This is a genomic window from Thiobacillus thiophilus, assembly GCF_055378705.1.
The window spans coordinates 3,214,572-3,239,996 of sequence record NZ_AP042404.1 but is presented as its reverse complement, the minus strand read 5'-3'; the positions used below and the strand labels follow the sequence as shown (position 1 = coordinate 3,239,996).

General features: G+C 62.9%; 23 protein-coding genes and 1 tRNA gene. 17 read left to right on the top strand and 7 right to left on the bottom strand.

Annotation, left to right across the window (positions count from 1 at the left end):
- Nucleotides 1-21 precede the first annotated feature (21 nt).
- Nucleotides 22-711, bottom strand: coding sequence for a DUF6781 family protein (locus ACZ41T_RS16330; protein WP_464922396.1), 690 nt, complete (start codon nt 709-711; stop codon nt 22-24).
- Between the two features lie 78 nt (nt 712-789).
- Here ACZ41T_RS16330 and ACZ41T_RS16325 point away from each other — a divergent pair, with 78 nt between their 5' ends.
- The 7 genes from ACZ41T_RS16325 to ACZ41T_RS16295 all read left to right on the top strand — a co-directional run bounded on the left by ACZ41T_RS16325 (nt 790) and on the right by ACZ41T_RS16295 (nt 9,805).
- On the top strand, nt 790-1,284 hold the full coding sequence (locus ACZ41T_RS16325; RefSeq protein WP_464922395.1) for a C40 family peptidase: 495 nt from the start codon (nt 790-792) through the stop codon (nt 1,282-1,284).
- Between the two features lie 160 nt (nt 1,285-1,444).
- Nucleotides 1,445-2,452 (top strand): extracellular solute-binding protein, encoded by a 1,008-nt coding sequence (locus ACZ41T_RS16320; protein ID WP_464922394.1) that lies wholly within the window; start codon nt 1,445-1,447, stop codon nt 2,450-2,452.
- A 244-nt stretch (nt 2,453-2,696) separates the two neighbouring features.
- Complete coding sequence (locus ACZ41T_RS16315) at nt 2,697-4,286, top strand: ABC transporter permease (RefSeq protein ID WP_464924000.1); 1,590 nt, start codon at nt 2,697-2,699, stop codon at nt 4,284-4,286.
- Nucleotides 4,287-4,292: 6 nt separating this feature from the next.
- Nucleotides 4,293-5,360, top strand: a complete 1,068-nt coding sequence (locus ACZ41T_RS16310) for an ABC transporter ATP-binding protein (protein WP_464922393.1) — start codon at nt 4,293-4,295, stop codon at nt 5,358-5,360.
- 5 nt (nt 5,361-5,365) lie between these two features.
- Entirely contained in the window at nt 5,366-7,885 is a 2,520-nt protein-coding gene (locus ACZ41T_RS16305) for an ATP-binding protein (RefSeq protein ID WP_464922392.1), read from the top strand.
- Nucleotides 7,886-7,948: 63 nt separating this feature from the next.
- Nucleotides 7,949-8,656 carry a DUF302 domain-containing protein gene (locus tag ACZ41T_RS16300; RefSeq protein WP_464922391.1) on the top strand — a complete coding sequence of 236 codons (708 nt, stop codon included), beginning with the start codon at nt 7,949-7,951 and terminating at the stop codon, nt 8,654-8,656.
- A gap of 114 nt (nt 8,657-8,770) precedes the next feature.
- On the top strand, nt 8,771-9,805 hold the full coding sequence (locus ACZ41T_RS16295) for a hypothetical protein (protein WP_464922390.1): 1,035 nt from the start codon (nt 8,771-8,773) through the stop codon (nt 9,803-9,805).
- 10 nt (nt 9,806-9,815) lie between these two features.
- On the opposite strand, the gene ACZ41T_RS16290 is transcribed toward ACZ41T_RS16295, so the two are convergent.
- Genes ACZ41T_RS16290 through ACZ41T_RS16275 form a run of 4 tightly spaced genes read right to left on the bottom strand, consistent with a single transcriptional unit; the run spans nt 9,816 to nt 14,285 of the window.
- The gene (locus ACZ41T_RS16290) at nt 9,816-10,580 is read right to left on the bottom strand and encodes an MBL fold metallo-hydrolase (protein ID WP_464922389.1); all 765 of its coding nucleotides are present in this window, start codon (nt 10,578-10,580) and stop codon (nt 9,816-9,818) included.
- 17 nt (nt 10,581-10,597) lie between these two features.
- On the bottom strand, nt 10,598-12,793 hold the full coding sequence (locus ACZ41T_RS16285; RefSeq protein WP_464922388.1) for a CHASE2 domain-containing protein: 2,196 nt from the start codon (nt 12,791-12,793) through the stop codon (nt 10,598-10,600).
- A gap of 17 nt (nt 12,794-12,810) precedes the next feature.
- Nucleotides 12,811-13,752, bottom strand: coding sequence for a M48 family metalloprotease (locus ACZ41T_RS16280; RefSeq protein WP_464922387.1), 942 nt, complete (start codon nt 13,750-13,752; stop codon nt 12,811-12,813).
- The gene (locus ACZ41T_RS16275; protein WP_464922386.1) at nt 13,752-14,285 is read right to left on the bottom strand and encodes an SH3 domain-containing protein; all 534 of its coding nucleotides are present in this window, start codon (nt 14,283-14,285) and stop codon (nt 13,752-13,754) included. Before ACZ41T_RS16275 ends, ACZ41T_RS16280 begins: the two co-directional genes overlap by 1 nt.
- A gap of 99 nt (nt 14,286-14,384) precedes the next feature.
- Between ACZ41T_RS16275 and ACZ41T_RS16270 the strand changes: the two genes are divergently transcribed.
- The 5 genes from ACZ41T_RS16270 (at nt 14,385) to ACZ41T_RS16250 (ending at nt 18,053) form a co-directional block, all read left to right on the top strand.
- A complete protein-coding gene (locus ACZ41T_RS16270) occupies nt 14,385-15,179 on the top strand; it encodes an MlaE family ABC transporter permease (RefSeq protein WP_464922385.1) in 795 nt (264 codons plus the stop codon).
- A gap of 17 nt (nt 15,180-15,196) precedes the next feature.
- Entirely contained in the window at nt 15,197-15,628 is a 432-nt protein-coding gene (locus ACZ41T_RS16265; RefSeq protein ID WP_464922384.1) for a hypothetical protein, read from the top strand.
- Nucleotides 15,625-16,572 carry an MlaD family protein gene (locus ACZ41T_RS16260; protein ID WP_464922383.1) on the top strand — a complete coding sequence of 316 codons (948 nt, stop codon included), beginning with the start codon at nt 15,625-15,627 and terminating at the stop codon, nt 16,570-16,572. Before ACZ41T_RS16265 ends, ACZ41T_RS16260 begins: the two co-directional genes overlap by 4 nt.
- Nucleotides 16,569-17,240, top strand: coding sequence for a hypothetical protein (locus tag ACZ41T_RS16255; protein ID WP_464922382.1), 672 nt, complete (start codon nt 16,569-16,571; stop codon nt 17,238-17,240). The genes ACZ41T_RS16260 and ACZ41T_RS16255 overlap by 4 nt, the downstream gene beginning before the upstream one ends.
- Before the next feature lie 303 nt (nt 17,241-17,543).
- Nucleotides 17,544-18,053: an SCP2 sterol-binding domain-containing protein gene (locus ACZ41T_RS16250; protein WP_464922381.1), complete on the top strand. Its 510-nt coding sequence runs from the start codon at nt 17,544-17,546 to the stop codon at nt 18,051-18,053.
- A 73-nt stretch (nt 18,054-18,126) separates the two neighbouring features.
- Here the strand turns inward: ACZ41T_RS16250 and ACZ41T_RS16245 are convergent, their stop codons facing one another.
- Together ACZ41T_RS16245 and ACZ41T_RS16240 are read right to left on the bottom strand one after the other, a co-directional pair.
- Nucleotides 18,127-18,612, bottom strand: coding sequence for an FKBP-type peptidyl-prolyl cis-trans isomerase (locus ACZ41T_RS16245; RefSeq protein WP_464922380.1), 486 nt, complete (start codon nt 18,610-18,612; stop codon nt 18,127-18,129).
- A 195-nt stretch (nt 18,613-18,807) separates the two neighbouring features.
- Nucleotides 18,808-20,247, bottom strand: a complete 1,440-nt coding sequence (locus ACZ41T_RS16240; protein ID WP_464922379.1) for a DUF4139 domain-containing protein — start codon at nt 20,245-20,247, stop codon at nt 18,808-18,810.
- A 104-nt stretch (nt 20,248-20,351) separates the two neighbouring features.
- On the opposite strand from ACZ41T_RS16240, the gene ACZ41T_RS16235 reads away from it, so the two are divergent.
- The 5 genes from ACZ41T_RS16235 to ACZ41T_RS16215 all read left to right on the top strand — a co-directional run bounded on the left by ACZ41T_RS16235 (nt 20,352) and on the right by ACZ41T_RS16215 (nt 25,245).
- Nucleotides 20,352-21,644: an EAL and HDOD domain-containing protein gene (locus ACZ41T_RS16235; protein WP_464922378.1), complete on the top strand. Its 1,293-nt coding sequence runs from the start codon at nt 20,352-20,354 to the stop codon at nt 21,642-21,644.
- A gap of 37 nt (nt 21,645-21,681) precedes the next feature.
- A complete protein-coding gene (locus ACZ41T_RS16230; RefSeq protein WP_464922377.1) occupies nt 21,682-22,458 on the top strand; it encodes a 3'-5' exonuclease in 777 nt (258 codons plus the stop codon).
- A 57-nt stretch (nt 22,459-22,515) separates the two neighbouring features.
- Nucleotides 22,516-23,814, top strand: a complete 1,299-nt coding sequence (gene rlmD, locus ACZ41T_RS16225) for a 23S rRNA (uracil(1939)-C(5))-methyltransferase RlmD (RefSeq protein WP_464922376.1) — start codon at nt 22,516-22,518, stop codon at nt 23,812-23,814.
- A 64-nt stretch (nt 23,815-23,878) separates the two neighbouring features.
- The gene (locus tag ACZ41T_RS16220; RefSeq protein ID WP_464922375.1) at nt 23,879-25,108 is read left to right on the top strand and encodes an aspartate kinase; all 1,230 of its coding nucleotides are present in this window, start codon (nt 23,879-23,881) and stop codon (nt 25,106-25,108) included.
- A gap of 43 nt (nt 25,109-25,151) precedes the next feature.
- Nucleotides 25,152-25,245, top strand: a tRNA-Ser gene (locus ACZ41T_RS16215).
- Nucleotides 25,246-25,425: the final 180 nt, after the last annotated feature.

The following is a 25,425-nucleotide window of genomic DNA, read 5'->3' as shown; positions in this document are numbered from 1 at the left end:
CAAGGGGCAGGGCAAGGAGGATCAGGAACGCAGGCGTTCGCTCTGCCGTTTGAGCGAATCGGACAGCGCGTCCAGAATGCCACTCGCCACCAAGGACAGGCGCTCGGTGGCCGTGCTGGCCGATTCGCTCAAGCCGGCGCGGCCTGATTTGGCGCCTGCCTTCACTCCACTCGCCAGTTGCCGGAGTGCTTCGCGCGCCTCTTCGCCGGTACGGGTGCCGCTGATTTTCAGGTGGTCGATCAGATAGCCGAGTTCTTCCTTCAGCTTGCCGCCTGATTGCCTGGCGGTCTGCTTCAGCGCCTCGACGATCTGCGTCTCAAGGTCGCGCAGTTGCTCCAGGCTGGCTTTCAGTTCGTTGTCCTTGAACGCCTTCCCCTCAGCGGCAGCTTCCTGCAAGGCGAAGGAAGCCGCCTGCGCAGCACTGCCGACGGCCGCATCGATGCCGGTCATGGCCTGCTTGAGGCCGTCCTTCATCTCGCCGCCGCGCGCGGCCAGCCCGCTGCCGACGCCTGAGGTGATGGCGCCGACGATTTCACCGATGTTTTGCAGCGCCAGGCGGCGTTCGTGCAGCGCACGCGCGGTTAGTTCGCGTACCCGCTCATACAGGTCGGGCGCGGACGCCGCAGCCGCGGCCTCGTCATGCAATTGCTTGAACTGCGCTTTTTCGAGGATACTGGTTTCACTGTCAGGAAGAGATGGGGCGTCATGCATGATGCAATCCTCAGGGTCAAGACTCGCCGGATTTGGCCGTTTTTCCTGCTTAACTATAGAGTAGATTATTGTTGGCCCATGAAGCCTGTCGTGCTGCTGTCCCTGTTGGCGTTTCTGATGGCGTCGCCCGCCTGCGCCCACACCCCGCCCGAAGACATCCCGATGTACGCCGTCAGCCTGATAGGCAGCCCGTATCGTCTTGGCGGAATTTCGCCCGAAACCGGACTCGATTGCAGCGGTTTCGTCGGCCACGTGTTCAGGCAGACAACCGGCATCGTACTGCCGCGCGACAGCCATGCGATCAGCGAAGCCGCGCAGCCATTGGCCAAAGCCGGACTCTTGCCGGGCGATCTGGTCTTCTTCAATACGCTCAACCGCGCATTTTCCCATGTCGGCATTTATCTGGGCGATGACCGTTTTGTGCATGCCGCGAGCAACCGCTCGGGCGCGGTCATGATCTCCAATCTCAACGACCGCTACTGGCGTGAACGCTTCGACGGCGCCCGGCGCGTCACGCCCCCGGATAATCTCCAATCCCCCGAGAGAATGTCCGGACTTGACATCGCCGAGTAGCCAGGCGCCATTCGGGTGGAAGCGGTATTCGAGGGCGAACTGCAAACCATGATTCAGTTCGAGCGGAACTGAAAGGACAGGAGGGTGTTTTCTTCTGGCATTGATAACGGTTATCATTTGCAGTACGATTGCCAACACTTAATGCCTTGAGAACCCGAACATGAAACCGACCAAACTGCTCCCCGCCCTGACTCTTCTCTTCGTTGCCCTGCCCGCGCTGGCGGAAGAGGTGGTGGTGTATTCCGCGCGCAACGAACAGCTTATCAAGCCGCTGTTCGATGCCTATACCCGCGACACCGGGGTGCAGATCAAATTCATCACCGACAAGGAAGGCCCGCTGATGGCGCGCCTGAAAGCGGAAGGCAGGAACACCCCGGCCGACATGCTGCTGACGGTGGACGCAGGCAACCTGTGGCAGGCATCGGAAGAAGGCCTGCTGCGTCAGATCCAGTCGAAAACGCTGGAAGCCAACGTGCCGGCCCACCTGCGCGACCCCGGCAACGAATGGTTCGGCCTGTCGGTACGCGCCAGAACGCTGGTCTACAACACCGGCAAAGTCAAACCCGCGGACCTGTCGACCTACGAGGATCTGGCCAGTCCGAAATGGAAGGGCCGCCTCTGCCTCCGCACCTCGAAGAAGGTCTACAACCAGAGCCTGGTGGCGATGATGATCCACGAATACGGCGAAGAGAAAGCCGAAGACATCGTCCGTGGCTGGGTCGGCAATCTGGCCACCTCGCCCTTCCCCGACGACACCAAGGCGATGGATGCCGTGGCCGCCGGCCAGTGCGACGTGACGCTGGTCAACACCTATTACTTCGGCCGCCTGATGCAGAAGAAGCCGAACCTGCCGCTGGCGATTTTCTGGCCCAACCAGAATCTGAAAAACAAGGCGGCTGGCGTGCACGTCAACATCTCGGGGGCGGGTGTCACGCGCCATGCCGGGAACCCGACCGGCGCGCAGAAGCTGATCGAATGGCTGTCGTCCGACAAGGCGCAGAATCTGTTCGCCGACGTCAACATGGAATACCCGGTCAACCCCAAGGTCGCGCCGGACAAAACCGTGGCGGCCTGGGGCAGCTTCAGGCAGAGCCTGATAAACGTGAAAGAGGCTGGCAGCCTGCAGACCAAGGCCGTAAGATTGATGGACCGCGCCGGCTACAAGTGACCCGACGTCTTCTGAAAGCCGAGGAAACACCGATTAAACCAATTCCCGTCATTGCGAGCGCTGTTGCCTTTAGCCACGAGGCCGAAGGCTGTGGTGGGAAGCAATCCAGAATGCGGGCGAAATCAAAAGCTTCTGGATCGCCACGCCGCTTCGTTCCTCGCTGACGGGATGGGCCATGCGCTTTCACGTTAATTCCGTTCTCCCGGCTGTGGGCGTTTTTGCCTGGCCCCGCCCCAGCGGCTGGATGCTGCTCGCGCTCGCAGTCGCCGCGCTGGTGCTGGTGCCGGTCGTGGTCACCTTCTCGTCGTTTGCCCGGGTCGAGGGCAGCGTCCTTGCCCACCTGATCGAATTCACCCTGCCCGAGCTGATGGCCAACACGCTGTGGCTGGTGTTCGGGGTGGGAATCGGCGTCAGCCTGCTGGGCGTCTCGTTGGCCTGGCTTACGGCGATGTGCGAATTTCCCGGCCGCCGCCTGTTTGGCTGGGCGCTGCTGCTGCCGCTCGCGCTACCCGCCTACGTCACCGCCTTTGTCGCAATCGGCCTGCTGGATTTCACCGGCCCGCTGCAAACCTGGCTGCGCGAGGGCTGGGGCATCACCGGCCTGCCGGAAATCCGCTCGCGCGGCGGCGTCATCCTGGTGATGTCGCTGGCACTCTACCCCTATGTCTATCTGATCGCGAAAAATGCCTTCGCGACGCAGGGTGCGATCGCGCTGGAAGCGGCGCAGTCGCTCGGGCTGTCGCGCAGGCAGGGCTTTTTCCGGGTGGCGCTGCCGATGGCGCGGCCGTGGATCGCCGCCGGCCTGATGCTGGCGCTGATGGAGACCCTGGCCGATTTCGGTACCATGGCGATCTTCAACTACGACACCTTCACCACCGCCATCTACAAGGCGTGGTACAGCCTGTTTTCGCTGGCGGCGGCAGCGCAGCTGGCATCGATCCTGATCCTGTTCGTGCTGGTCGCGGTAGTGTTCGAGCAGCGCTCGCGCACCCGGATGCGCTACGGCACGGTGGGCCGTAGCGCCGCGCAGCGCCGCATCCAGCTGTCGCCGCTGCTGGCCGGACTGGCCCTGGTGTACGCCGGAACGGTGCTGGCGATCGCCTTCCTGATACCGGTCACGCAATTAGCGCTGTGGACGCACGAGGTCATCGCCACCGACCTCGACGCCCGCTACTGGACGTTTGCCTGGCATTCGGTTCTGCTGGCCGGCATCGGTGCGCTGATGGTGGTGGCGGTGGCCCTGCTGCTCGCCTACGCGGGGCGCCAGCGCCCCGGCACCGCGATGATGTGGACGCAGCGACTGGCCACCATCGGCTATGCCTTTCCCGGCGCGGTGCTGGCGGTAGGCCTGTTCATCCCGGTGGCGGCGCTGGACAACTGGCTGATCGACGCCGGGCGCGCCAGGTTCGGCTTCGAAGGCACCGAGATCCTCAAGGGCACGCTGCTGGTGATGCTGCTGGCCTATCTGGTGCGCTTTCTCGCGGTAGGCTTCGGCCCCATCGACAGCGGGCTGCACCGCATCACCCGCAACGTCGACGAGGCCGCGAAGAACCTCGGCACCAGTGCCGTCGGGCTGCTGGGGCGGGTGCACCTGCCGCTGCTGCGCGCCAGCCTGCTGACCGCAGCGGCGTTCGCCTTCGTCGACATCATGAAGGAAATGCCGATCACCCTGATGACCCGCCCGTTCGGCTGGGACACGCTGGCGGTGCGGGTGTTCGAGATGACCTCGGAAGGCGAATGGGAGCGTGCCGCGCTGCCCTCACTCGCCATTGTCATTGCCGGTATCATCCCCATCATTCTCCTGACCTGGCGCGGCGCGCATTCCCATAGCTAAGCCCCAATGGCTGAACTGATCCTCGATTCCGTCTCGCAGTCGTATGCCGATCGGCAGATCATTGCCGACCTCACTTTCACCCTGCCCGAAGGCACGATCGGCTGCCTGCTCGGCCCCTCCGGCTGCGGTAAGACCACGGTGCTACGTTGCATTTCCGGCTTCGAGCCGATCCAGAGCGGCGAGATCCGCATCGGCGGCGAAGTCGTCAGCCGTCCGGGCTGGATGCTGCCCGCCGAAAAGCGTCGCGTCGGCATGGTGTTCCAGGACTACGCCCTGTTTCCGCACCTGACGGTGGCGAAGAACGTCGGCTTCGGCCTGCGCGGCAAACCGGCCGCCGAAAAACAGACGCGCATCGACGAACTGCTTGAGCTGGTCGGCCTCGTCGACCATGCCGGACAGTATCCGCACCAGCTCTCCGGCGGCCAGCAGCAGCGCGTGGCACTCGCCCGTGCACTGGCGCCACGCCCGCGCCTGATCCTGATGGACGAGCCGTTCTCCAACCTCGACGTCGAACTGCGCGAACGCCTGTCGATCGAGGTGCGCGACATCTTGAAGCGCGAAGCCACCACCGCGCTCATCGTCACCCATGACCAGCACGAGGCCTTCTCGCTGGCCGACTGGGTCGGGGTGATGCACCAAGGCCGCATCCAGCAGTGGGACACGCCCTACAACCTGTACCACGAGCCGGCCAACCGCTTCGTCGCCGACTTCGTCGGCCAGGGCACGCTGGTCAGCGGCGAGGTCATCAACGACCATCAGGTGGAAATCGAACTCGGCGTGCTGGATGGGCATATTCCGGTCGACTGCGACGCCAAGGGCTGCGATAAGTGCGTGCGCAACTGCCATGTCGATGTGCTGCTACGGCCCGACGACATCGTCCACGACGACGACAGCCTGCTGCTGGCCGAAGTCGAGAACAAGGCCTTTCGCGGCGCCGATTTTCTCTACACCCTGAAGCTCCCAAGCGGCCAGCACGCGCTGTCTCTGGTGCCCTCGCACCACAACCACGCCATCGGCGAGAAGATCGGCATCAAGCTGGCGGCCGATCACGTCGTGGTGTTTCGCCACGAATAACGCCCATGCTCCCCCCTCCCCTGCGCGGCCTGCTGTTCAATGTGGTACTTGGCTTTACCGTCTCCCTGCTGCTGATGCTGGCTGTGATCGGCCTGGGCGTCACCGAGATGTCGCGCCTCAACACCGAGCTAGCGAATGTGGTGTCGATCAACAACGTCAAGAATCGGCTGGCCTCGCAGATGCGCGACGCCATTCGCGACCGGCAGATGCTGATGCACAACATCGTGGTCTCGATCGACCCCTGGGAAAAAGACGCGCTCTTCCTGCAGTTCCAGGAATACGGTGAACGCTACGCCAAGGACCGTCGTCGGCTGGGCGCCATGCTCAGTACGATGGACGAAAAAATACTGATCAATGAACTCGACGCCCTCACCTCCATCAATCAGCCTGTCATGTTCAAGGTGATCGAAGCAGCACTCGACGAGAACAATTACGGCGCATTGACACTGCTGCAGGAAGAGGCCATCCCGCTGCAGAACCGTCTGGTCACGGCACTCGACAACATGACCATGTTGCAGCGCGAGGCCAACGAGGCGGCGCTCGGAAAAACGTTTACCGCCTATCAGGCCACCCGCAACCTGATGCTGGTGCTTGGCATCCTCGCCACACTGCTGGCGACGCTGGTTGCGGTTCTGGTGAGCCGCCGCATGCTGACGCAGACACGCCAGCTGGAAACAGAAAAACAGAAATACCAGACCCTGTTCGAGACCAATTCAGACGCCGTTGTCATCCTCGACGATCAGGGCTTTACCGATTGCAATCCGGCCACGCTGTCGCTGTTCGGCATGGGCTCGGTCGCCGAGTTTCTCAAGCATTCCATTTCGCAACTCGGCATACCAGTCCAAGCCCATGGCATGGATGCCTATGATCATGCCATGCAGGCCATAACCCAGGCACGCAGCCGCGGACATGCGCTGATGGAGTGGCAGGGACTGCGCCGGGACGGCTCGGTATTCTCGGCCGAAATCACCCTGCACGCGATGCAACTGGAAGGCAGGCCTGTGATCCAGGCGATCATGCGCGACGTCTCCGCGCGCCGGGCAGCCGAAGCCGCCAAGGAGGCCGCACGCGAGGCCGCCCTGCAAATAGCGCGCGCCAAATCGCAGTTCATCGCCAACGTCAGCCATGAAATCCGCACCCCCATGCACGGCATTCTGGGGATGAGCGGGATGCTGCTGAAAACGCCGCTCAACGGCCGCCAGCGCGAGTACGCCGCCACCCTGAAAAGCTCGGCGGAAAGCCTGCTCATCATCATCAACGACATTCTCGACTTCTCCAAAATCGAGGCAGGCAAGCTGGCCATCGAACAGGTCGCCTTCTCGCCGGTTGCGCTGGTGCAAGGCGCGGTCGCGCTGTTCCAGGCGCGTGCGATGGAAAAAAACCTGCAGCTGACGCTTGCACTGCCGTCCAGCCCGCCCGCTGCGCTGCTGGGCGACCCCACCCGGATCCGCCAGATTCTGCTCAACCTGGTCGACAACGCCATCAAGTTTACGGGCCAGGGTACGGTTGAGTTGCGCGCAGCATTCGAGGCGCCGAACGGCAAGGTTCATTGCCTGTTCAGCGTACAGGACAGCGGCATCGGCATCGACGACTCGACCCAGGCACGCCTGTTTCAGGCTTTTTCACAGGCCGACGCCTCGACCACGCGCCGTTACGGCGGCACCGGACTGGGGCTTTCGATCAGCAGCCAACTGGCCGAGTTGATGGGCGGGCGGCTCACGGTCGAGAGCACCCCCGGTCAGGGCAGCTGTTTCACCCTGGCACTGGATCTGCCGGCCACCACCTTGCCGCTGGCCGAACTGCCGGCCCAGACAAACATTCAGTTGCGCGGCCACATCCTGGTGGTGGAAGACCATCCGGTGAACCAGAAGGTGCTGGCCCATCAACTACGTGAGATGGGCCTGCAGTACAGCGTGGCTGTCAACGGCCTGCAGGCGCTGGATCTTCTTGCAACGGACACCTTCGACCTGGTGCTGATGGACTGGCAAATGCCGGAAATGGATGGGCTGGCGGCCACGCGGCAGATCCGCCGCTTGCCGTCGGGTACCCACCACATCCCTATCATTGCCCTGACCGCCAATGCCGATACCGGTTTTCGCGAAGCCTGCCTCGCCGCCGGGGCCAACGATTACCTGAGCAAGCCCTATTCCGAGGCTGCGCTGGCAGCCCTGCTGGCACAATGGCTACCACAGGCCGGAACGGTGGCCACCCGCGCCCCGCTGCTCGATCTGCCGGCGCTGCATGCACGTTATCCCGCCAATCCGGGGCTGGTTGCCGAGCTAGAAGCGGTTTTTCTCAGCACCACCGAAGCCAGCCTGGCCACGCTGAAACGTGCGATCGAACAAGGCGATGCCGAAGCCTGCAGCAAGGAGGCCCATGCCCTGAAGGGCGCCGCAGCCAGCGTGACGGCCACCGTCATCCGGGAAGGCGCTGCCCGTATCGAGGCGCACGTGAGACGGGGGGACTTTGCCGGCGCGGCAACTGAACTGGCAGCGCTGGAGAACATCTTCGGCGCCTACGTCTGATACCGCATTGACGCCCGCATTACGGCGCGTAGGATGAAGACATTCCCGTCTGGAAGGCACGTCATGATGCGCACTCTTTCATTTGTTCTTGCCTGGTTTTGCTGCCTGCCGGCATTCGCTGCCGATGCGCCCGCAGCGCCCTCCGCGCAAGTCCCCGTCGAGAACTGGCTCGATGTGACACCCACCCCCTATGGCCCCATGTTGATCCAGCAGGGGACGCCGCCGCCCTATCGCGACTACCAGATGAGCCGCGTGCTGACGCCGGAGGAAAGGCAGCGCTGGCGTGAAACGGCCATGCCGGCGATGGCCAGCATGGCGCGCATGGATGCGCGCGAGGTGGTAAACCATTTCGCCATCAAATACCAGGCGAAATCCGGCGTCAGCTTCGACGAGGTCGTCGAATCGATGATGCTGCGCGCCAACCGGCTCAACCTGAAATTCGTCGGCAGCAACCTGCTATGGAAGGAATTCCAGACCGTGCTCGGCGATACCCGGGCACCGCGGGTCGAGGTATTCAGTTTTTGCGACATCGCCATCGGCCGCGAGTTGCTGAAAATCATTCCGGAAACGGTGGTGCTCCTGCCCTGCCGCATTGCGGTCATGGAAGACGCCGACAAGCACATCTGGGTACTGATGATGGACTGGGACATGACCTGGCTCGACCTCGCCGGCGAGCAGATCGGCATGACGCCGGCGCTGCGCCGCGGCGTGCTGGAAATCCGTGAAAAAATGGACAACGTGATGCGCAGCGCCGCCGCCGGCGAGCTATAAGCACGGCCGCCGGCGAGCTATAAGCACAGCGCCGCGCCACCCAAAAAACCTGAATGCCCGCCGCCGCGGCGGGATGGCACCATACGGGATTCACATCCGTCGTGTCCGACCCGCATGCTCCTGCCTCTCACCCCGTTCATTTCGCCGACCGCGCTGGAACAAGACTTTACCGACGGACTCGTCAAAATGCTGGAGCATCACAGCGGCCTCGGCGTCCACATCCTCGTGCTGGCCAATGCTGCCTGCGATGCGGGCCTATGGGAACGCCTGTCGCCCGCATTGGCCGCGCATCATGCCAAACTTGCCGCCGCTATCACCGACACGCTCAGGCACGGCCACACACTGGACGAGCCGGACGACGACGTGCTGGTTTTTCTCAAGCTGCATGCCATCGGTCCCGAACACGTGAAAAGGCTGGAAAGCCGCCGCGCCGGCCCCTGGGACGTGATGTTCAACCCCATCCGCGCCCTGCGCCCGCCACGCACCAGCGGGATGAAATTCGAAAGCCTGCTGCGCCCCTTCGATCCGACCGGCTTCCATTTCAACAAGTCCTTTCTCGCCAAGGAAATCCTGTGGGAAGGCGAACTCGCCGGCAAGCCGGCGCGCCTGCTCTACAACAAGTTCCCCTTCGCCCGCCTGCACGGCCTGCTGGCGCCGGAACCGGTGCGCGAGCTGCCGCAATGCCTCACCCCGCAACTGCACGGCTGGGCCTGGGACCTTTGCGCAGAATCCGGCGTGCCCGGCCTCTGCCTGGGCTACAACAGCCTGGGCGCCGGCGCATCGGTCAACCACCTGCACTTCCAGAGCTTCGTACCGGCGAGCCCCCCGCCGATACTGGATGGCAGTTTTGCCCACAACGGCGGCGCCCGGCCCTACCCGCTGCCCTGCCAGCGCTTCACCGACCCCGCCGAAGCCTGGTTCGAACTCGATCGGCTGCACCAGCAGAACACGCCCTACAATCTCGTCTACGGCAAGGACTGCCTGCACCTTGTCGCCCGCGTGCCGCAGGACAGCATCCGGCTCGACGCCCGCTGCCGCGGCTATGGCTGGAGCGAAATGGCCGGCGCCGTCACCCTGTTCAGCCGGGAGGCGTTCGACGGTTTGAGTGCGGGGACGTTTGAAACGGAACTGGCAAGCTTCGCGCCCTGAGACGAGCGGTCTATATCTCGATCACCTGGCCCTGCATCAAGGCCTCCACGCCCCACTCCGGCGCTGCCTCGCGCAGCTCGTTCATGATCGCCGACTCGTTGCCGGGTTTGAGATGTGTGATCCAGACCTCGGGCCGCACCCTGAGCATCTGCAGTTCCGCCGCCAGCGAATCGGGCCAGTGGTGTTTGGATACCTGCGCGATGTCGGCCAGCGCATTTTCGAACGAGGTCTCGATGATGAGGTGACGCAGGTCGGGAATGGCGTTGAGCGCGGCGATGAAGGCGTCGTTGTGGGTGGTGTCGCCGCTGAACACCAGGCTGCCCGCTTCTATGGCCAGATGAAGGCCGCACGCCGGCACCGCGTGGGTCACCGGCAGCGGGGTGAACGTGCGGCCGTTCAGGGTGAACGCCTCCCCCAGCCCTAAAGGCGCAAACCGCAGCCAAGGCGCCTCCGCACTCGGGATCTCGCGAAAATCCGGCCACAGCTGCCAGTTGAACAGGTGACTGGACAAGGCTTGCAGCACCTCGGGCAGCGCATGCACCGTCAGCGGGGCGGTGCGCAGGTCGCCCACGCTATCGAGCAGCAACGGTAACCCCAGCACATGATCGAGATGGGCATGGGTGAGGAAGATGTGGTCGATTTTCACCAGTTGCTCGAAGTCGAGCATGGTGATTCCGCTGCCGGCGTCGATCAGCACGTCGTCGTCGACCTTGAGGCAGGTGGTGTGGCGGCCGCTGCCGATGCCGCCGCTGCAGCCCAATACGGTAAGTTTCATTGCTGTGTTTATCGTGGCTATTTGGTGGTGTAGACGAACACGCCGTCCCAGTCGGTGGGCGGGGGCAATTCGCGAAAATGCGCGATGCGTTCAAGATAAATATCGCACAAAGCGCAGGGCACGGCTTCTTTCAGTTCGGTTAGCATTTTCGTAGCAGCATCCCAATCACGAGACTGGTAGCGCTCAAAGGCTGCCCCAAAAATACGTGCAACCATCCGGGCCTGTTCTGACAATTCTTCCTTACGGCCCATGGGTTGATAGATCGCTACCGGGGTTTCCTTGCCCTTGACCCGCACCTCGTCGACCTTCATGAAGGCATGCACCGGATCGGCGTCGACCGTGGGCTGCGTGACGAGAATGCCGACGCCGTATTGCTTGGTGATGCCTTCGAGGCGCGAGCCGAGGTTCACCGCGTCGCCCATCACGGTGTACGACATGCGGAATTCCGAACCCATGTTGCCGACGCTCATGCGGCCGGTGTTGACGCCGATGCCGATCTTGACTTCGGGCCAGCCGCGCGTGGCGAATTCCCGGTTCAGCTGCGGCAGCGCCGCCTGCATGTCGAGCGCCGTCTGCACCGCGCGGGTGGCGTGGTCGGCGAGATCCACCGGCGCGTTCCAGAACGCCATGATGGCGTCGCCGATGTATTTGTCGATGGTGCCACGATGCTGCTGGATGATGCGCGTCATCGTCGATAGATAAGCGTTCAGCACTTCGGAAAGCTCGGTCGGCGGCAGCTTCTCGGAAAAATTGGTAAAGCCGCGAATGTCTGAAAACAGTACGCTCATTTCGCGCGACTGCCCCTCCATCGTGTAATGCGCCGGATTCTGGCTCATTTCGGCAGCCAGTTCGGGCGGTACGTACTGGCCGAACAGCTTGGTGATCTGGCGCTTGCTGCGCGTAGCAGCAAAAAATCCGTAGGCGGTGTTGAGCGCATACAGCCCAAACACCGTCAGCATCGGCGCCGCCATTGGCACTACCCAGAAGCGCGACCATGCCGCGCCGTAGGCTGCCAGCAGCAACGCCAGCAGCGCAATACTGGCGGCCAGCCCGATGGTCGGCCCGAAGCGCAGCAGCACCGCCGTCAGCAAGGCGCCCAGCAGCAGCACGGCGGCCAGCCGCGCGTCGGCCGCCCACGGCGGCGTGGTGCGGGTGGTGCCATCGAGCATGCCGGCGATCAGGTGGGCATGGATTTCCACTCCCGGAAAGGCGTTGGAAAACGGCGTCACCCGCAGATCGGACAGCCCCGGCGCGGTCGAGCCCAGCAGCACGATGCGGTTTTCCAGCTGTTCCAGCGGCGCCTTGCCCGCCAGCACGGCGGCTGCCGAAAGGTAAGGGAACGGCGCGCCGGCGCGATACGGCACATGCACGGTGCCGTCGGCGCTGAGCGGGATGCGGAGGCCGCCCACCTCCAGCCACGGCGACCGATACTGCCGCCCCAGCACCGACTGCCGGTCGATGCCGGCAAGGACCGGATCGCCGCCGAACGCCACCCGCAGCGTGGACGCCGACAGCGCCAGGTAGTACCCCTCGCCAAACGGACTGACCATATTTATCTGGCGCGCCGTGCCATCCTCGTCGGCTCGCATGTTGAAGAAACCGGCGCCTTGCGCCGCCTGCTGGAAGGCGGCCAGATTCGCGCCATAGCCGGTGGGCGGTGGCGTACCAGGCTGCAGCGGGCTGAAAGCGTCGGCTGGCAGCGATGGTTGCGGCAACATGCCGGTCCTGGCGTCGCCATAACCTTGCGGGATGAAATAATAGCCTAGCGAAATGGGCCGCTCGGCCAGCGCCTGCGCAAAGCGGGCGTCGTAATCGAGGCGCGGCGCAAGCTGTTCGAGGGCCGCCCTGAAGTCGCGGCTGCCCGCCAGATCGCGATACGCCAGCTGCTTGAGGGTAGCGAGGCCGGAACTCGTGTCCGGCTCGGCAAACACCACGTCGAACCCGACCGCCGCCACCCCATAATGGTCGAACAGCTGCTCGACCAGCGCGGTCATGGTATCGCGGCTCCATGGCCAGCGGCCGAGGCTTTTCAGGCTGGCCTCGTCGATGTCGAGGATGGCCACGCGATCATCCGTCCCGACCGGGGCGGTGCGCATCAGCCAGGCGTCATACAGCCAGGCCTCGGCGCGCTGCATGGACGCAATGTGAATCAGTCCCGCAACATGCGCTGCGATCAGCAGAACAAACAGCGCAGACAGTCCCGCCTGCGCCATGCCGGAAGGAATGCGCCTCACCGGATGCGGTAGAAGCGATCCGCCACTTCCTTGCCCTGCACACCGTCGAGACGCCCATCCACCGCTTCACCCAGCGCTGCGAGGCGATCGGCCGGATGCGGGTGGGTCTTGTAGAGCAGGCCGGTACGGCTGTCCTTGGCAGGCAAGCCTGCCATGCCCTGCAATACGTCCGGCAGTCCCCAGGGGGTGTAGCCGGCGCGCGCCGCGTACACCATGCCGACGCGATCGGCTTCGTATTCGGCATCCTTGTCGAGTCCGCGCGCCATGACTTCCGCGCCATTGCCGATCAGGTTCTGCACCACCGGGTCGCTGCCCCGCACCTTGCGGCTGGCAGCCTGTCCCAGCGCACCGATCAGGCTGGACTGCTTCAACACCTTGAGATGATGCTTCTGGGTGACATGGGCGATTTCATGCCCCAGCACCCCGGCCAGGTCGGCCTCGTTATGGAGCAGGCGATACAGGCCCCTGGTCACAAAAATATAGCCTCCCGGCGCTGCAAAGGCATTGATATCCTCGGTGTCGAGCACGCCGAAACGCCAGGTGACGTCCTGGCGTCCACTTTGCAGCGCCACCCAGTGGCCAACCAGGTTGACATAATTCTGCAGCTTGTCGTCGCGCACCAGTGGCACCGCACCCAGCAGGTTGCCCGAAATCTGGCTGCCGATGCGGTTTTCCTCCTCCAGCGAGTAATCGCCGAACAGAGCAAAGCCCAGTTGCGCCGCGTCGATTTTCTGCTTGGCCGGGGGCTGCGGCGCGGCGGTGTTTTGGGATGCAGCAGGCGCTTCTTTCGTGGTCTGGGACGGTTCCGGCTGTGTCGGCTTGTCCTTGTCCATCTCCTGTTTAACCCGATCTTCGAGAAACTTGCCCAGATCGAACGCGACCGCCCCCCCGCTGAAAGAAACCAGCGTAACGGCCAATAGCATCAGTTTGATTTTCATCAGTTGTTCTCCCATGGCGAAGAAGATTGCTCGGGTTTGGGTTTGGGCAGGGCCGGCACCTTGACTGCGACCAGGCCGGCCTGGCCGGCGAAGCTTCTGGCCTGCGCCGCGGTCACCTTCAAGGCGTCCAGCCGCGCCAGCTCGTCGGCATCGAATTGGGCCCGTTTCAAATCTTCCTCATTCAGGCCGCGCAGACCGGCCACCGCGACGACGCGAGTGGGGTCGGACCGGGTGGTGGCGGCCCCCACCACGTCGCCCACCCCGACCCCGCCCAGTCCACCCGCCCCCGCGCGCACCGAAAGCAGCCGGATCCAGCCGGTGGACTTGCCGGCCTTCACGCGCAGCCAGCCGCCCTGCTTGGCGAGGATCTCGACGCTGGCGCCCTTGGGCACGCTGGCCGTCACGCGGGCGCTTGCACTGGGCTGGCTGTAGAGCTTGTCATTGCGCAAGACCGTGCCGGGTGTGGCCCAGGCTGTCGCCGACGCGACGCACAGCACCAGCGCGGCTACCGGCATCAAGGATGTTTTCATCATGTTTCTTCTCCGTCCAGGTTCAAAACTGTATGGTCTGTCATCCGGCGGCGCAAGCACCGTCGACGTCACAAGCGTCTTATACAGAGTTAAGATGCCGCGATGAGTTTTCTTGCGACATCCATCGAATCGCTCGGCGCCAAAGTCAGCGGCTGGTTTACCGTCGGTTACGGCATGTTTGCCTTTCTGGCCAGGGCCGGCTTGCTGCTGCTGGATCGCACCACCTGGAACCGCGCCACCTTCGACGTGGTGGTGAAGCAGGTTTACTTTACCGCAGTGCAGATTCTGCATGTTTTTCTGGGCTACGCACTGGTCATTTCATGGCTCATCATCACCATCATCCTGTCCACCGCACGCGATTTCGGCCTCACTGCATTCGCCAGCGAAATGACCATTCGCGTGCTGGTGCTCGAACTGCTGCCCTTTCTGACTGCGCTTTTTATCGCCTTGCGCTCCGGCAGTGCGATCAACACCGAAGTAGCGCTGATGCAGGTCAACAATGAATTGGATGCGTTGGCGCACTGCAAGGTTCCGCCGATGCAGTTCGAGTTTCTGCCACGCCTGATCGGCGGCGTAATCTCGGTCGTCATGCTCGCAGGCCTGGCCGGTCTGCTCGCCCTGCTGATGGGCTATCTTTCCATATATGGCACGAGCACTGCAGGTTTTGAACCGTATACCCAGACCATCGCAAAAATATTCGATTTCACGATCATGGCGGGGCTGCTCGTCAAGTGCGCGCTGTTCGGGCTGGCGGTCACCCTGATCCCGGTCACCGCCGGGCTCGAAACGCCGAAAAAACTCTTCATGGTTCCGGTCTCCGTGTTGCGCGGCATGATGCGGGTGTTCTTCGCCATTGTGACGATCGAGGTGGTGTCATTAGCGCTCAAATACATCTGACCCCGTTTGCCGACCGCATGGCACTGATGGCTGCCGTCGCCGCCCTGCCCGACGACGTGGCACGCGTCGCCCTCGATCTGCCGCTGCGGGCGAACCTGTCGGCGCTCGAAAACATTGCGCTGATTCCGCTCTACCAGCGCCATTACAACGCTGCCGAATCGGCCAGGCAGGCGCAGGCCATGCTGGATCAGCTGGGGCACGCCGATATAGCGCTGCTGCGCGACCCCGACATGACGCCGGCGCAGCGTTTCGTCACCCAACTTGCGCGCGCGCTCATCCTCAAGCGACCGCGCCTGGTAATCGACCGCCCCGGCGCCATGCTTTACGATGTGCCCTATCCCGCCTTCATCGGGAAACTGGCGGCACAAGCAGACATGACGGGCACCTGGGAAATTTACGACTTCAACTGGAACCAGGTTCTCTACGACCAGGCACTGCACTCAGAATGAATAAACTGCATTTCAAGGTGGGATTGTTTGCTGCCGCGTCGCTGCTGCTGGCCGGCGCATTCCTGGTTTATCTGCTGCATGCGCGCGGTTTTTTTGAGGATACCTTCCATCTGCAACTGGCCGCAGCAAGCGCAGACGACGTCGCCCCCGGGGTACCGATCGTGTTTTCCGGCATCGAAATCGGCCGCGTCACCACGCTGGGGCTGAATGAGGTGGGCGGCATCGTCATCCACGCCGAATTCATGGAACGCAATGCCAAGTGGCTGAAGGAGAACAGCACCTTCACCCTCGACAAGCCCATCGTCGGCGGCGCCAGGATCCGCGTCGGCTCGCCCGATCTCGACGCCCCCGCACTTCCCGACAACGCCACCATGCTGCTGCTGACCTCCGACATCAGCAAGGAGATCCCGGCACTGGTCGAACGGGTCAAGGCGATTCTCGACAATATCGAACACCTCACTCGCAAGGATGGTGAACTCAATGCCACCCTGGCCAACGTCAAGACTGTGAGCGGACGCATGACGGGTGAATACGGCATGCTGGAAAGCCTGCTCGGCAGCCCGGAAAAGGCCCGTGCAGTAACCGATTCTCTCGACAAGACCCGCGACCTCATCGGCAAGCTCGACGGCTTGGTGCTGAAGGTGGACGGCATGGCCGGCAAAACCGATCAGTGGCTGTTCGCGCCGGACGGCGTGGCCGACCAGACGCGTGAATCGCTGGTCCAGATACGATTGATGCTGAATGACGCACAATCCAGCCTGAAGAAAGCCGATGCCCTGATGACCAATGCCGTGGAAATCTCCGCCGACGTCAAGGAAGGGACGCAGGACATCGCCGCGCTGCGCAACGAGATCGACGATGCCGTGCGCAAGGCCAACGCGCTGGTCAACGAGATCAACCGGATGTGGCCGTTTGCGCGCGACCCCGAGGTGAAACTGCCATGAAGATCCTGCTCGTGCTCGCTGGCCTGGTCATGCTCACCGCCTGCAGCGGCGGCCCGCCGCCGCCCGACTGGAAAACCGATGCGGCCGACCTGATCGAGCGTTATCAGAAGCATGCCCTGCTGGGCGAAAATATCCTCGCCGAGCGCTATTTCCAGCAAGCCGTCGGCGCCACCGGCGGCGCCGGCCGCGTCACCGAGACCGCACGCCTGTGGCTGGTGCGCTGCGCCACCCGCCGCGCCATGCTGATCGACGACGCCTGCGCCGAATATACCGAACTCGCCGGCAGCGCGCCGAACGCAGCGGATCAGGCCTACTACCGTTTCCTCACCCTGCGCTGGGAAGCCCTCGATGTCGCCCTGCTGCCCGGCCAGCACCGCGATCTGGTGCGCGCGCCGGCCGTAAAACGGCCTGAAGCGCTGAGCCGGATCGACGACCCGCTGGCGCGCCTGCTCGACGCCAGCCTGCTGGTGATGCGCCAGGAAGCCGATGCCGCCACGCTGACGCTGGCCGCGGAAACCGCCTCGGAGCGCGGCTGGCGGCAGCCCTTGCTGACCTACCTGAAACTGCAGCAGCAACAGGCTGCCGCCCGGGGCGATCCCACTGAACTGGATCGGCTCAGTCGACGTATCCGGCTGATCGAACAAAGCTTCACTTCACCCCACCGATAGACATGCTGCCTCAGCACTCCCCCTGTCGCGGACGATGTTCGCATTACCCCCAGGCGGCCTGGCCCACACCTGAAAGCAATCGATCTTTCGGCACCGCCACATTCGATAGGTCAGTTGTACCAACGGCGACCCCGGAGAGCGCATGGCTGCGAGAGGCGACAAATAAAAACCTGACCGATTGACAAGCCTGCGCCGCATGTTTACCGTGCAGCCTCGGAGAAATTATTTCTTCGAACAAACATTCATTAGTAATACGGCAGTCCAGCCAAGTTACTTAAATAATTCGATAAGGAGGAGGTACCCATGAAATACACGTCCATCGCGCTGGCTGCCCTGGCAGTACTCGCAACCACCGCTCACGCAGCCCCCGCCATGATGTCCACCGAATGGACCGCGCAGGCTTGCGACGCCTGGAACAAGGATGCCACCCTCACCGACGGTCTGGCTGACCAATGGATCAAGAATGACAAGGATCGCGGCTACAAGATCATTCACCTGTATCGCACCGACTGTGGCGAGACAACCCAAACCGAAATGAAGATCGTCCCCAAGGATAACAAGGCCATCTGCGCCTACGGCGGTGCCGTGCAAAACACCAAAATGGATTATGCAGTCGACTACACCATGCACGCCACCACCGAGCGCTGGAACGAAATGGGCGCGGGCGAGTATGGCCCGTTGAAGGCCATGATGTTCGGCCGCCTCAAGTTCACCGGCCCGAAGATGGAAGCCATGGGCGTGATGGGACCATTCGGTGCCTTCCTGCGCTTGCCGGGCAAGATTCCTGGCGACCAGGCCTGCCCTGCCAAGTAAGCACAGCAGCCTACGCGCCACGTAAAAAGACCGGGAGTTATCCCGGCCTTTTTACGTGGCGAACCTCAGGATTTTAGTGAACCGTGCCGGTTTTCACATCGAGTGGCCGGCCGTTGCGGATTTCCTCCGGTGTGGCATCACGAATATCCATCACATTCACCAGACAGGTGACGCTCTGCCCGGCCAGCGATGGGTTGCCGTCCAGCGTGAGCGTGTCGTCCTCGATCGCGGTGACGTAAAAAACCTTGGTCTCGCCCGTATCGTTCTCGAACATGACCTCAGCGCCGACGCGCCTGAATTGCGGTGGCACATTCTCGATGTCGTCCGTAAACACCAGGCTCTCGTCGCGCAGGCCGTAGCCTTCTTCGGGGGACAGCGTGATCTCAATCCGGTCGCCCACCTTGCGGCCGGCGACAGCCGACTCGATTGCCGGCAAAATGCCGCTGTTGGCGCCCTGCACGTAACCAACCGGAATATCGTACTGCTCGACGACCATGCCGCGCGCGTCGAGTATGGAATAGGTAATGTATACGAGCTTGTTCTGCGTCACGGTAATCATGCTGGCTAATCCTGAAGCGTCGAAGAAAACGCCGCGGTGGCGCCCGATTGGCCCCTCCACAGCATTCTCATAATACCTTCGATGCTCGCCTCCGCATATCGCCCGCCATGAAACCGCGCAACGTCCGCCCGCCTGGAAGGCACTGGAGCAGCGCTTGAAGATCATGTGCCGTCCGGCATGCGCGCAGCGGCTGACTCAGTACATGACGCGCACGCGGTAGCTCAGCGTCGCCCTGCCCTCGGCGGGCACCTTCACCTGCCACTCGGCGGTGCCCGACGCCGCCTTGGTATGCGGCTGCGATTCGCTCACCATCGTCCAGTCGCCCGGCATCGGCTCGCGCACGGTGACCATCACCGCTTCCGGCTTGGCGTTTTTCAGCACGATTTCATATGCCGACTCGAACACGTAGTTGTAGCGACTGATGCCGGCCAGTTTCCGGAAGGTGGTCTGTTTCTTGTCGGCGGTCAGGTCGAATGCGTCACCCAGCTTCAAACGCACGCTTTCGTTCTTCGGCGTATGGTCGATGCGATCCTCGCCGACGAACTGCGCGTTGCCCTGGCTATCCTGCTTGTACATGCGGATCACGCCGCGGGGCAAGGGAATGCCAAGACCTTCGCCCTTGTTGTCGAACCCGACGAACACGCCGACTTTCATTTTCTGCCCCAGCTCGCCGTACTGCCCGGAGTAATAGTAATTCGCGCCTTCGAGCAGGAATTCCTTCTTCACCGGCACCCGTGTGGCCGACATCAGCGCCACCTGCTTGGTCTGGTTTTCCGCCAGCGTGGTGGGGCGTTGCAGCGTATATAAATGGTATTCAAACAACGACTCCTGCTGCATCCCGGCGGCGTCGGTCTCCTTGGCCGCCATCGCCATCGCTGCGCGCGGCACCGGCTGTGCATCGGGCACCTGGTTGATATCCCCCGCCACCAGTTGCAGCTTGGCGTCGGGATAGGCCGCGCCGCTCCGGTTGGTCAGTGTCACCCATCCGTTCAAATCCAGCCGGTCGTCACTGGCATTCAACTCCGCCACATAATCGGCGCGCCACGACAGCCCGCCGGTCAGATAGGACAGTTCCAGATTCTGCGTGCCCGCCGACGGGTTGACCAGCGAAACCACCAGGGTGGGCTTGTCGCGCAGGGTGTCGGGCACGCCCGGAAACGCCAGCCGCCCCGGCACTCCGGTCTCGATGCGGTCGGAAAACTTCAGCACCACGCCGCCATTGGTCGCCAGCACGGTGGCGGTTTCGCGGCTTTCCGCGCCGGTGGTGGGATGGGTGCGGATGACGCTGACCTCGCGCCCCGCGTATTTCTCGAGTAGTTTTTGCGGCGTCAGCAGGTCGAAATCGAAATTCTGTTCCAGCAGCCGAAATCCGGCGGGGCTCGACAGATTGCGCAGTTGCGCGGTCTCCGGCCGCATCTGTGCCGACACCTCGCGCCACGCCAGCCGGTTGATGTCGCTCGCCAGCTTGACCCGCCGTGTATCCTTCACCAGCGCCAGATTGTCGTTGTAAATGGTGACCGCCACGCTATGCTGGTCCGTGGCCGTACTGACGATTTCATCGCCCGGCGCGGCCCAGCCGGCATGGGATGTGGCCATCAGCCCGGCGACCATCGTATTCAGCAGTTTCTTCTTCATGTCGAGTCTCCTGAACGCCTTGCGGCAAACTCCCATGATGACCGAACCGCGCGAAAAATGGTTCACAGCGCTAAAATGCCCGGACAAACTCTGTAGTGAACGACATGACCTCAGACGACCCCCGTCCGTCACGCATAGTCGGCGGTGGCATCAACACCCGCGAGTCCGAACCGCCCGTCGTAGTGACGCAAATGCTCGGCATCGACAACAGCGACCCGATTCGCGAAGAAGCGCTGCGCGCGCGCTTTTTGTCGTTTGATCCACTGTTCGACGCCGCCTCCAACCTGGTTGCCCATCAACTGGTCCTGCGCGGCCGCGCCGCGCCCGCCGATGCGCCGGCCGAACTTCGGCAAATGGAAGAGGACATGCTGCTGACCGGCCTCTATTCCTTGATGCAGGGTGGCCTGACCGACAAACTGCCCTTGCTGGTGCGGATCAGCCCGGGCGTGCTGTTCAGCGAGGTCCCGCAGCAACTCAATCAACCCCGGCTGATCTGGTGCGTGGCCATCGACAACGAGCAGCATCTGGCACGCGCGCTAGCCTTGCAGGATGCCGGGATGGCATTCTGTCCCACGCTCAACCGCAACGACACGATCGTGCAGGACAGCGCTTCCGCCTGGCACTACCTGAGCTGCCATGCCGACGACACGCCCCCCCCGGTTGCCGCGCGCCTGGTCGTGGAAAGTGTGCGGCACGCGCACACCCAAACGCGCTGGCCAGAGAGCGCCTGGTTCAAGGGCAGCTTCTTCTCCGGCGACACCCAGCCCGTCGAAGTCAGTCATGAACACGCCGTCCAGCTCGATCTGCTGGCCATCGCCCTACGCGAGTCGGTCGAAACCCTGGTGCAGTTCTTCCGCCTGAATCCGGACATGACGCCGCGCATGCTTGCCATCGCCAATTCCCAGGTCGGCGGTTTGAGCCGGCCGGCAGAGTCGGTAGCCCATGCACTGATTATGCTGGGACCGCAACGCGCCCGCCGGGTCGCGGCGCTACTGGCGCTGGCCGGCAAGCAACCGAGCGAAGCCATGCGCCACTATGCCGTGACCGCACTCACCCGGGCGCTGTTTATGGGCAAGATCACCCGCCTGGGCGCCCCCGCCGAAAGCGCGGCCGACGCCTTCGAAATCGGCTTGCTATCGATTGCCCCGCGCGCGCTGTCGCTACCGGTGGAAACGCTCATTCGCAAGCTGGGGCTGTCGGCAACGCATGCACGTGCATTGAGCGCCCATCCCTCGCCCGAAGGCGCCATGCTGCGGCTGGCGCACGCCTGCGAAAACAACGACGTCGACACACTGGCCTCGCACGCGCAAAAGCTGAAGATCCCGCTGCACCAGATTTCCGTGGCCTATCTGGATGCCCTGATTGCCGCCTCGGCGCTCGACGAAGCCCTGCACTGACAGCGTAAAATAGCGGTTTTGCCCGCGCACCCCCCTTATGCATCCCACCCTGGTTTTCGATATTGAAACAGTTCCCGACCTCGCCGGGTTCGCCGCGGTCAATGGCATAGATGAAACGGCGCTGCCGCAGGTCGAGCTCGCCGAAATGGCATTGTTGCACCGTCGCCAGAAGACCGGCAGCGACTTCATGCCGCATCATCTGCACCGCATCGTCGCCATCTCCTGCGTTCTAAGAAGCGGAGACCAGCTCAAAGTATGGTCGCTGGGCGAGCCCGACAGCAGCGAGGCCGAGCTGATCCAGCGCTTCTATGACGGCATCGAGCGCTACACCCCGCAACTGGTGTCATGGAACGGCGGCGGCTTCGACCTGCCGGTGCTGCACTACCGCAGCCTGGTTCACGGCATTGCGGCGGCGCGCTACTGGGACTGGGGCGACGACGACAAGGATTTCAAGTGGAATAACTACCTGTCGCGCTACCACACCCGGCATCTGGACCTGATGGACGTGCTGGCAATGTTCCAGCCGCGCGCCAACGCCCCGCTCGACCAGATGGCCAAGCTGTGCGGCTTTCCCGGCAAGCTGGGAATGGACGGATCGAAAGTGATGGACGCCTTCCAGCAGGGGGAAATAGACGCCATCCGCAACTACTGCGAAACCGACGTGATGAACACCTGGCTGGTATACCTGCGCTTCCAGAAAATGCGCGGCACGCTCTCCGAATCGGCTTACGCCGCCGAAATCGAGCTTGCGCGCAGCACCGTGCAAACCCATTCCGCCCCACACTGGCAGGAATTCCTGGCGGCCTGGGGGTAAACCTTTTTCACCACAGAGACACTGTCTCCGTGCCTCTGTGGTTAATGCATTGAATCCATGAACACCATCGTCGACATTCTTTCCCTCGACCACGAGGGCCACGGGATCGCACGCATCGACGGCAAGGTCACCTTCGTCGACGGCGCGCTGGCGGGCGAGCGCGCCGAAATCGCCGTATACCGCGAACACGCCAAACACAACTCGGCCAACGCCATCGCCATCCTCAAGGCCAGCTCGCAGCGCGCCGAGCCGCGCTGCCGCTACTTCGGGCGCTGCGGCGGCTGCTCGATGCAGCATCTGGAAATCAGCGCCCAGGTGGCCGCCAAGCAGCGCGTGCTGGAAGACAATCTTGCCCGCATCGGCAAGGTCAAACCCGAGGTGATGCTGTCTGCCCTGCACGGCCCGGCCTGGCGCTATCGCACCCGCGCACGGCTGTCGGCGCGCTGGGTCGACAAAAAAGGCGGCGGGCTGGTCGGCTTTCGCGAAAAACGCTCCAGCTTCATCGTCGACATGACAAGCTGCGAAGTGCTCACGTCCGACGTCTCAGTGCTGCTCCAGCCGTTGCGCGAACTGATCAACGAACTGTCGAACGCCGACCGTATTCCGCAGATCGAGGTTGCCGTCGGCGAGCATGTCACCGTGCTGGTGTTCCGCCTGCTCTCCCCCTGGACCGACGACGACGCCGCCAGGGTGCGGGCGTTTGCCGACCATCATCGCGTGCAGATCTGGGAACAGGAAAAAGGCCCCGACACCGTGCGCCCCTTCTGGCCCCACATTGCCCCCGAGCTTAGCTACAGCCTGCCCGAATTCGGTCTGGTGATGCCGTTCAAGCCGACCGACTTCACCCAGGTCAACGTCGCCATGAACCGCGCGCTGGTCAGCCGCGCCCTGCGTCTGCTGCAGCCGCGGGCGGGCGAACGCATCGCCGACCTGTTCTGCGGGCTGGGCAACTTCACCCTGCCCATCGCCCGCAGCGGCGCCGAGGTGCTGGGCATCGAGGGCAGCGCAGAACTGGTCGCCCGCGCATGCGACAACGCGCTGCACAACGGCCTGGCCAACGCCCGCTTCGCGGTCGACAACCTGTTCAAGATGACGCCGGAAAAATTCGCAGCCCTCGGCCGCTTCGACAAACTGCTGATCGACCCGCCGCGTTCCGGCGCCATCGACGTAATCAATGCCCTGCCGGAGTCCAAATCGCCGCGACGCATCGTCTACGTCTCGTGCGACCCCGCCACGCTGGCGCGCGACGCCGGGATACTGGTACACGCCAAGGGCTACCGGCTCGAAGCGGCAGGCGTCGCCAACATGTTCCCGCATACGGCGCATGTCGAGTCGATCGCCCTGTTTACGCGCTAATCCATTAAAATTCCGTCCCTTACCCAGTTTCCTAGCCCCTAACTCCTAACTCCCAGCCCCTGACATGGCACTCATCGTACAAAAATACGGCGGCACCTCGGTCGCCAACGTCGAACGCATCCGCGCGGTAGCCGAACGCGTCGCCAAATTCAAAATGCTCGGCCATCAGGTGGTGGTGGTGCTCTCGGCCATGTCGGGCGAGACCAACCGCCTGATCGGCCTGGCCAAACAGATTCAGGCCACGCCCGACCCGCGCGAACTGGACATGATGGTGTCGACCGGCGAGCAGGTCACCATCGCGCTGCTGGCGATGGCATTGAAAGACCTGGGCCTGAAGGCGAAGAGCTACACCGGCCCGCAGGTGCGCATCCTCACCGACAACGCCTTCACCAAGGCGCGTATTCTGTCGATCGACGAAGACAGAATGCGCGCCGACCTGGATTCCGGCCACGTGCTGGTGGTCGCCGGCTTCCAGGGCGTCGACGAACAGGGCAACATCACCACCCTGGGACGCGGCGGTTCCGACACCACCAGCGTGGCGCTGGCAGCCGCATTGAAAGCGGACGAGTGCCAGATCTACACCGACGTCGATGGCGTCTACACTACCGACCCGCGCATCGTGCCCGAAGCGCGCCGCCTGAAGACCGTCACCTTCGAGGAAATGCTCGAAATGGCGAGCCTCGGCTCCAAGGTGCTGCAGATCCGCTCGGTCGAATTCGCCGGCAAATACAAAGTCAAACTCCGCGTGCTATCCAGCTTTCAGGACGAAGGCGACGGCACGCTCATCACCTTCGAGGAAAACAACGCCATGGAACAGGCCGTCATCTCCGGCATCGCCTTCAACCGCGACGAAGCCAAAATCACCGTGGTCGGCGTGCCCGACCACCCCGGTATCGCCTACCAGATTCTCGGCCCGGTCGCCGACGCCAACATCGATGTCGACATGATCGTGCAGAACGTCGGCCACGAAAAAACCACCGACTTCACCTTCACCGTGCACCGCAATGACTTTGAGAAGGCCATGGGTATCGTCAAGGCGACGACGACCGGCATCGGCGCACGCGAAGTTACCGGCGACGACAAGATTGCCAAGGTCTCCATCGTCGGCGTCGGCATGCGCTCACACGTCGGCATCGCGCGCAAAATGTTCGAAACCCTGTCGAAGGAAAACATCAACCTGCAGATGATCTCCACATCGGAAATCAAAATCTCGGTGGTGGTCGAGGACAAATATCTGGAACTCGCCGTACGCGCACTGCATCAAGCCTTCGAACTCGAGAAAGCCATGGTTTGAGGTGGCTTTCCGTCGCGCATTCCGCTACAATTCGCGGCGGTTCGGAGACGTGGCCGAGAGGTTGAAGGTACTCCCCTGCTAAGGGAGCATGCGGGCTTAAACCTGCATCGAGGGTTCGAATCCCTCCGTCTCCGCCATTCACTAGCATTCACGCGGTCTGCGTGGATGAATCAAAAATTACCCATCATTAAACCCATCAATTCCAAAACCCTTGGATTGAACTGGCGAACGCGCGACCTTGGGCAGCACTCAGCGCCGTTTTCTGAGAGCCCCAATGGGCGGACAGTAAGCGCGCAGGCAAGCGGCAGACGAGCAAT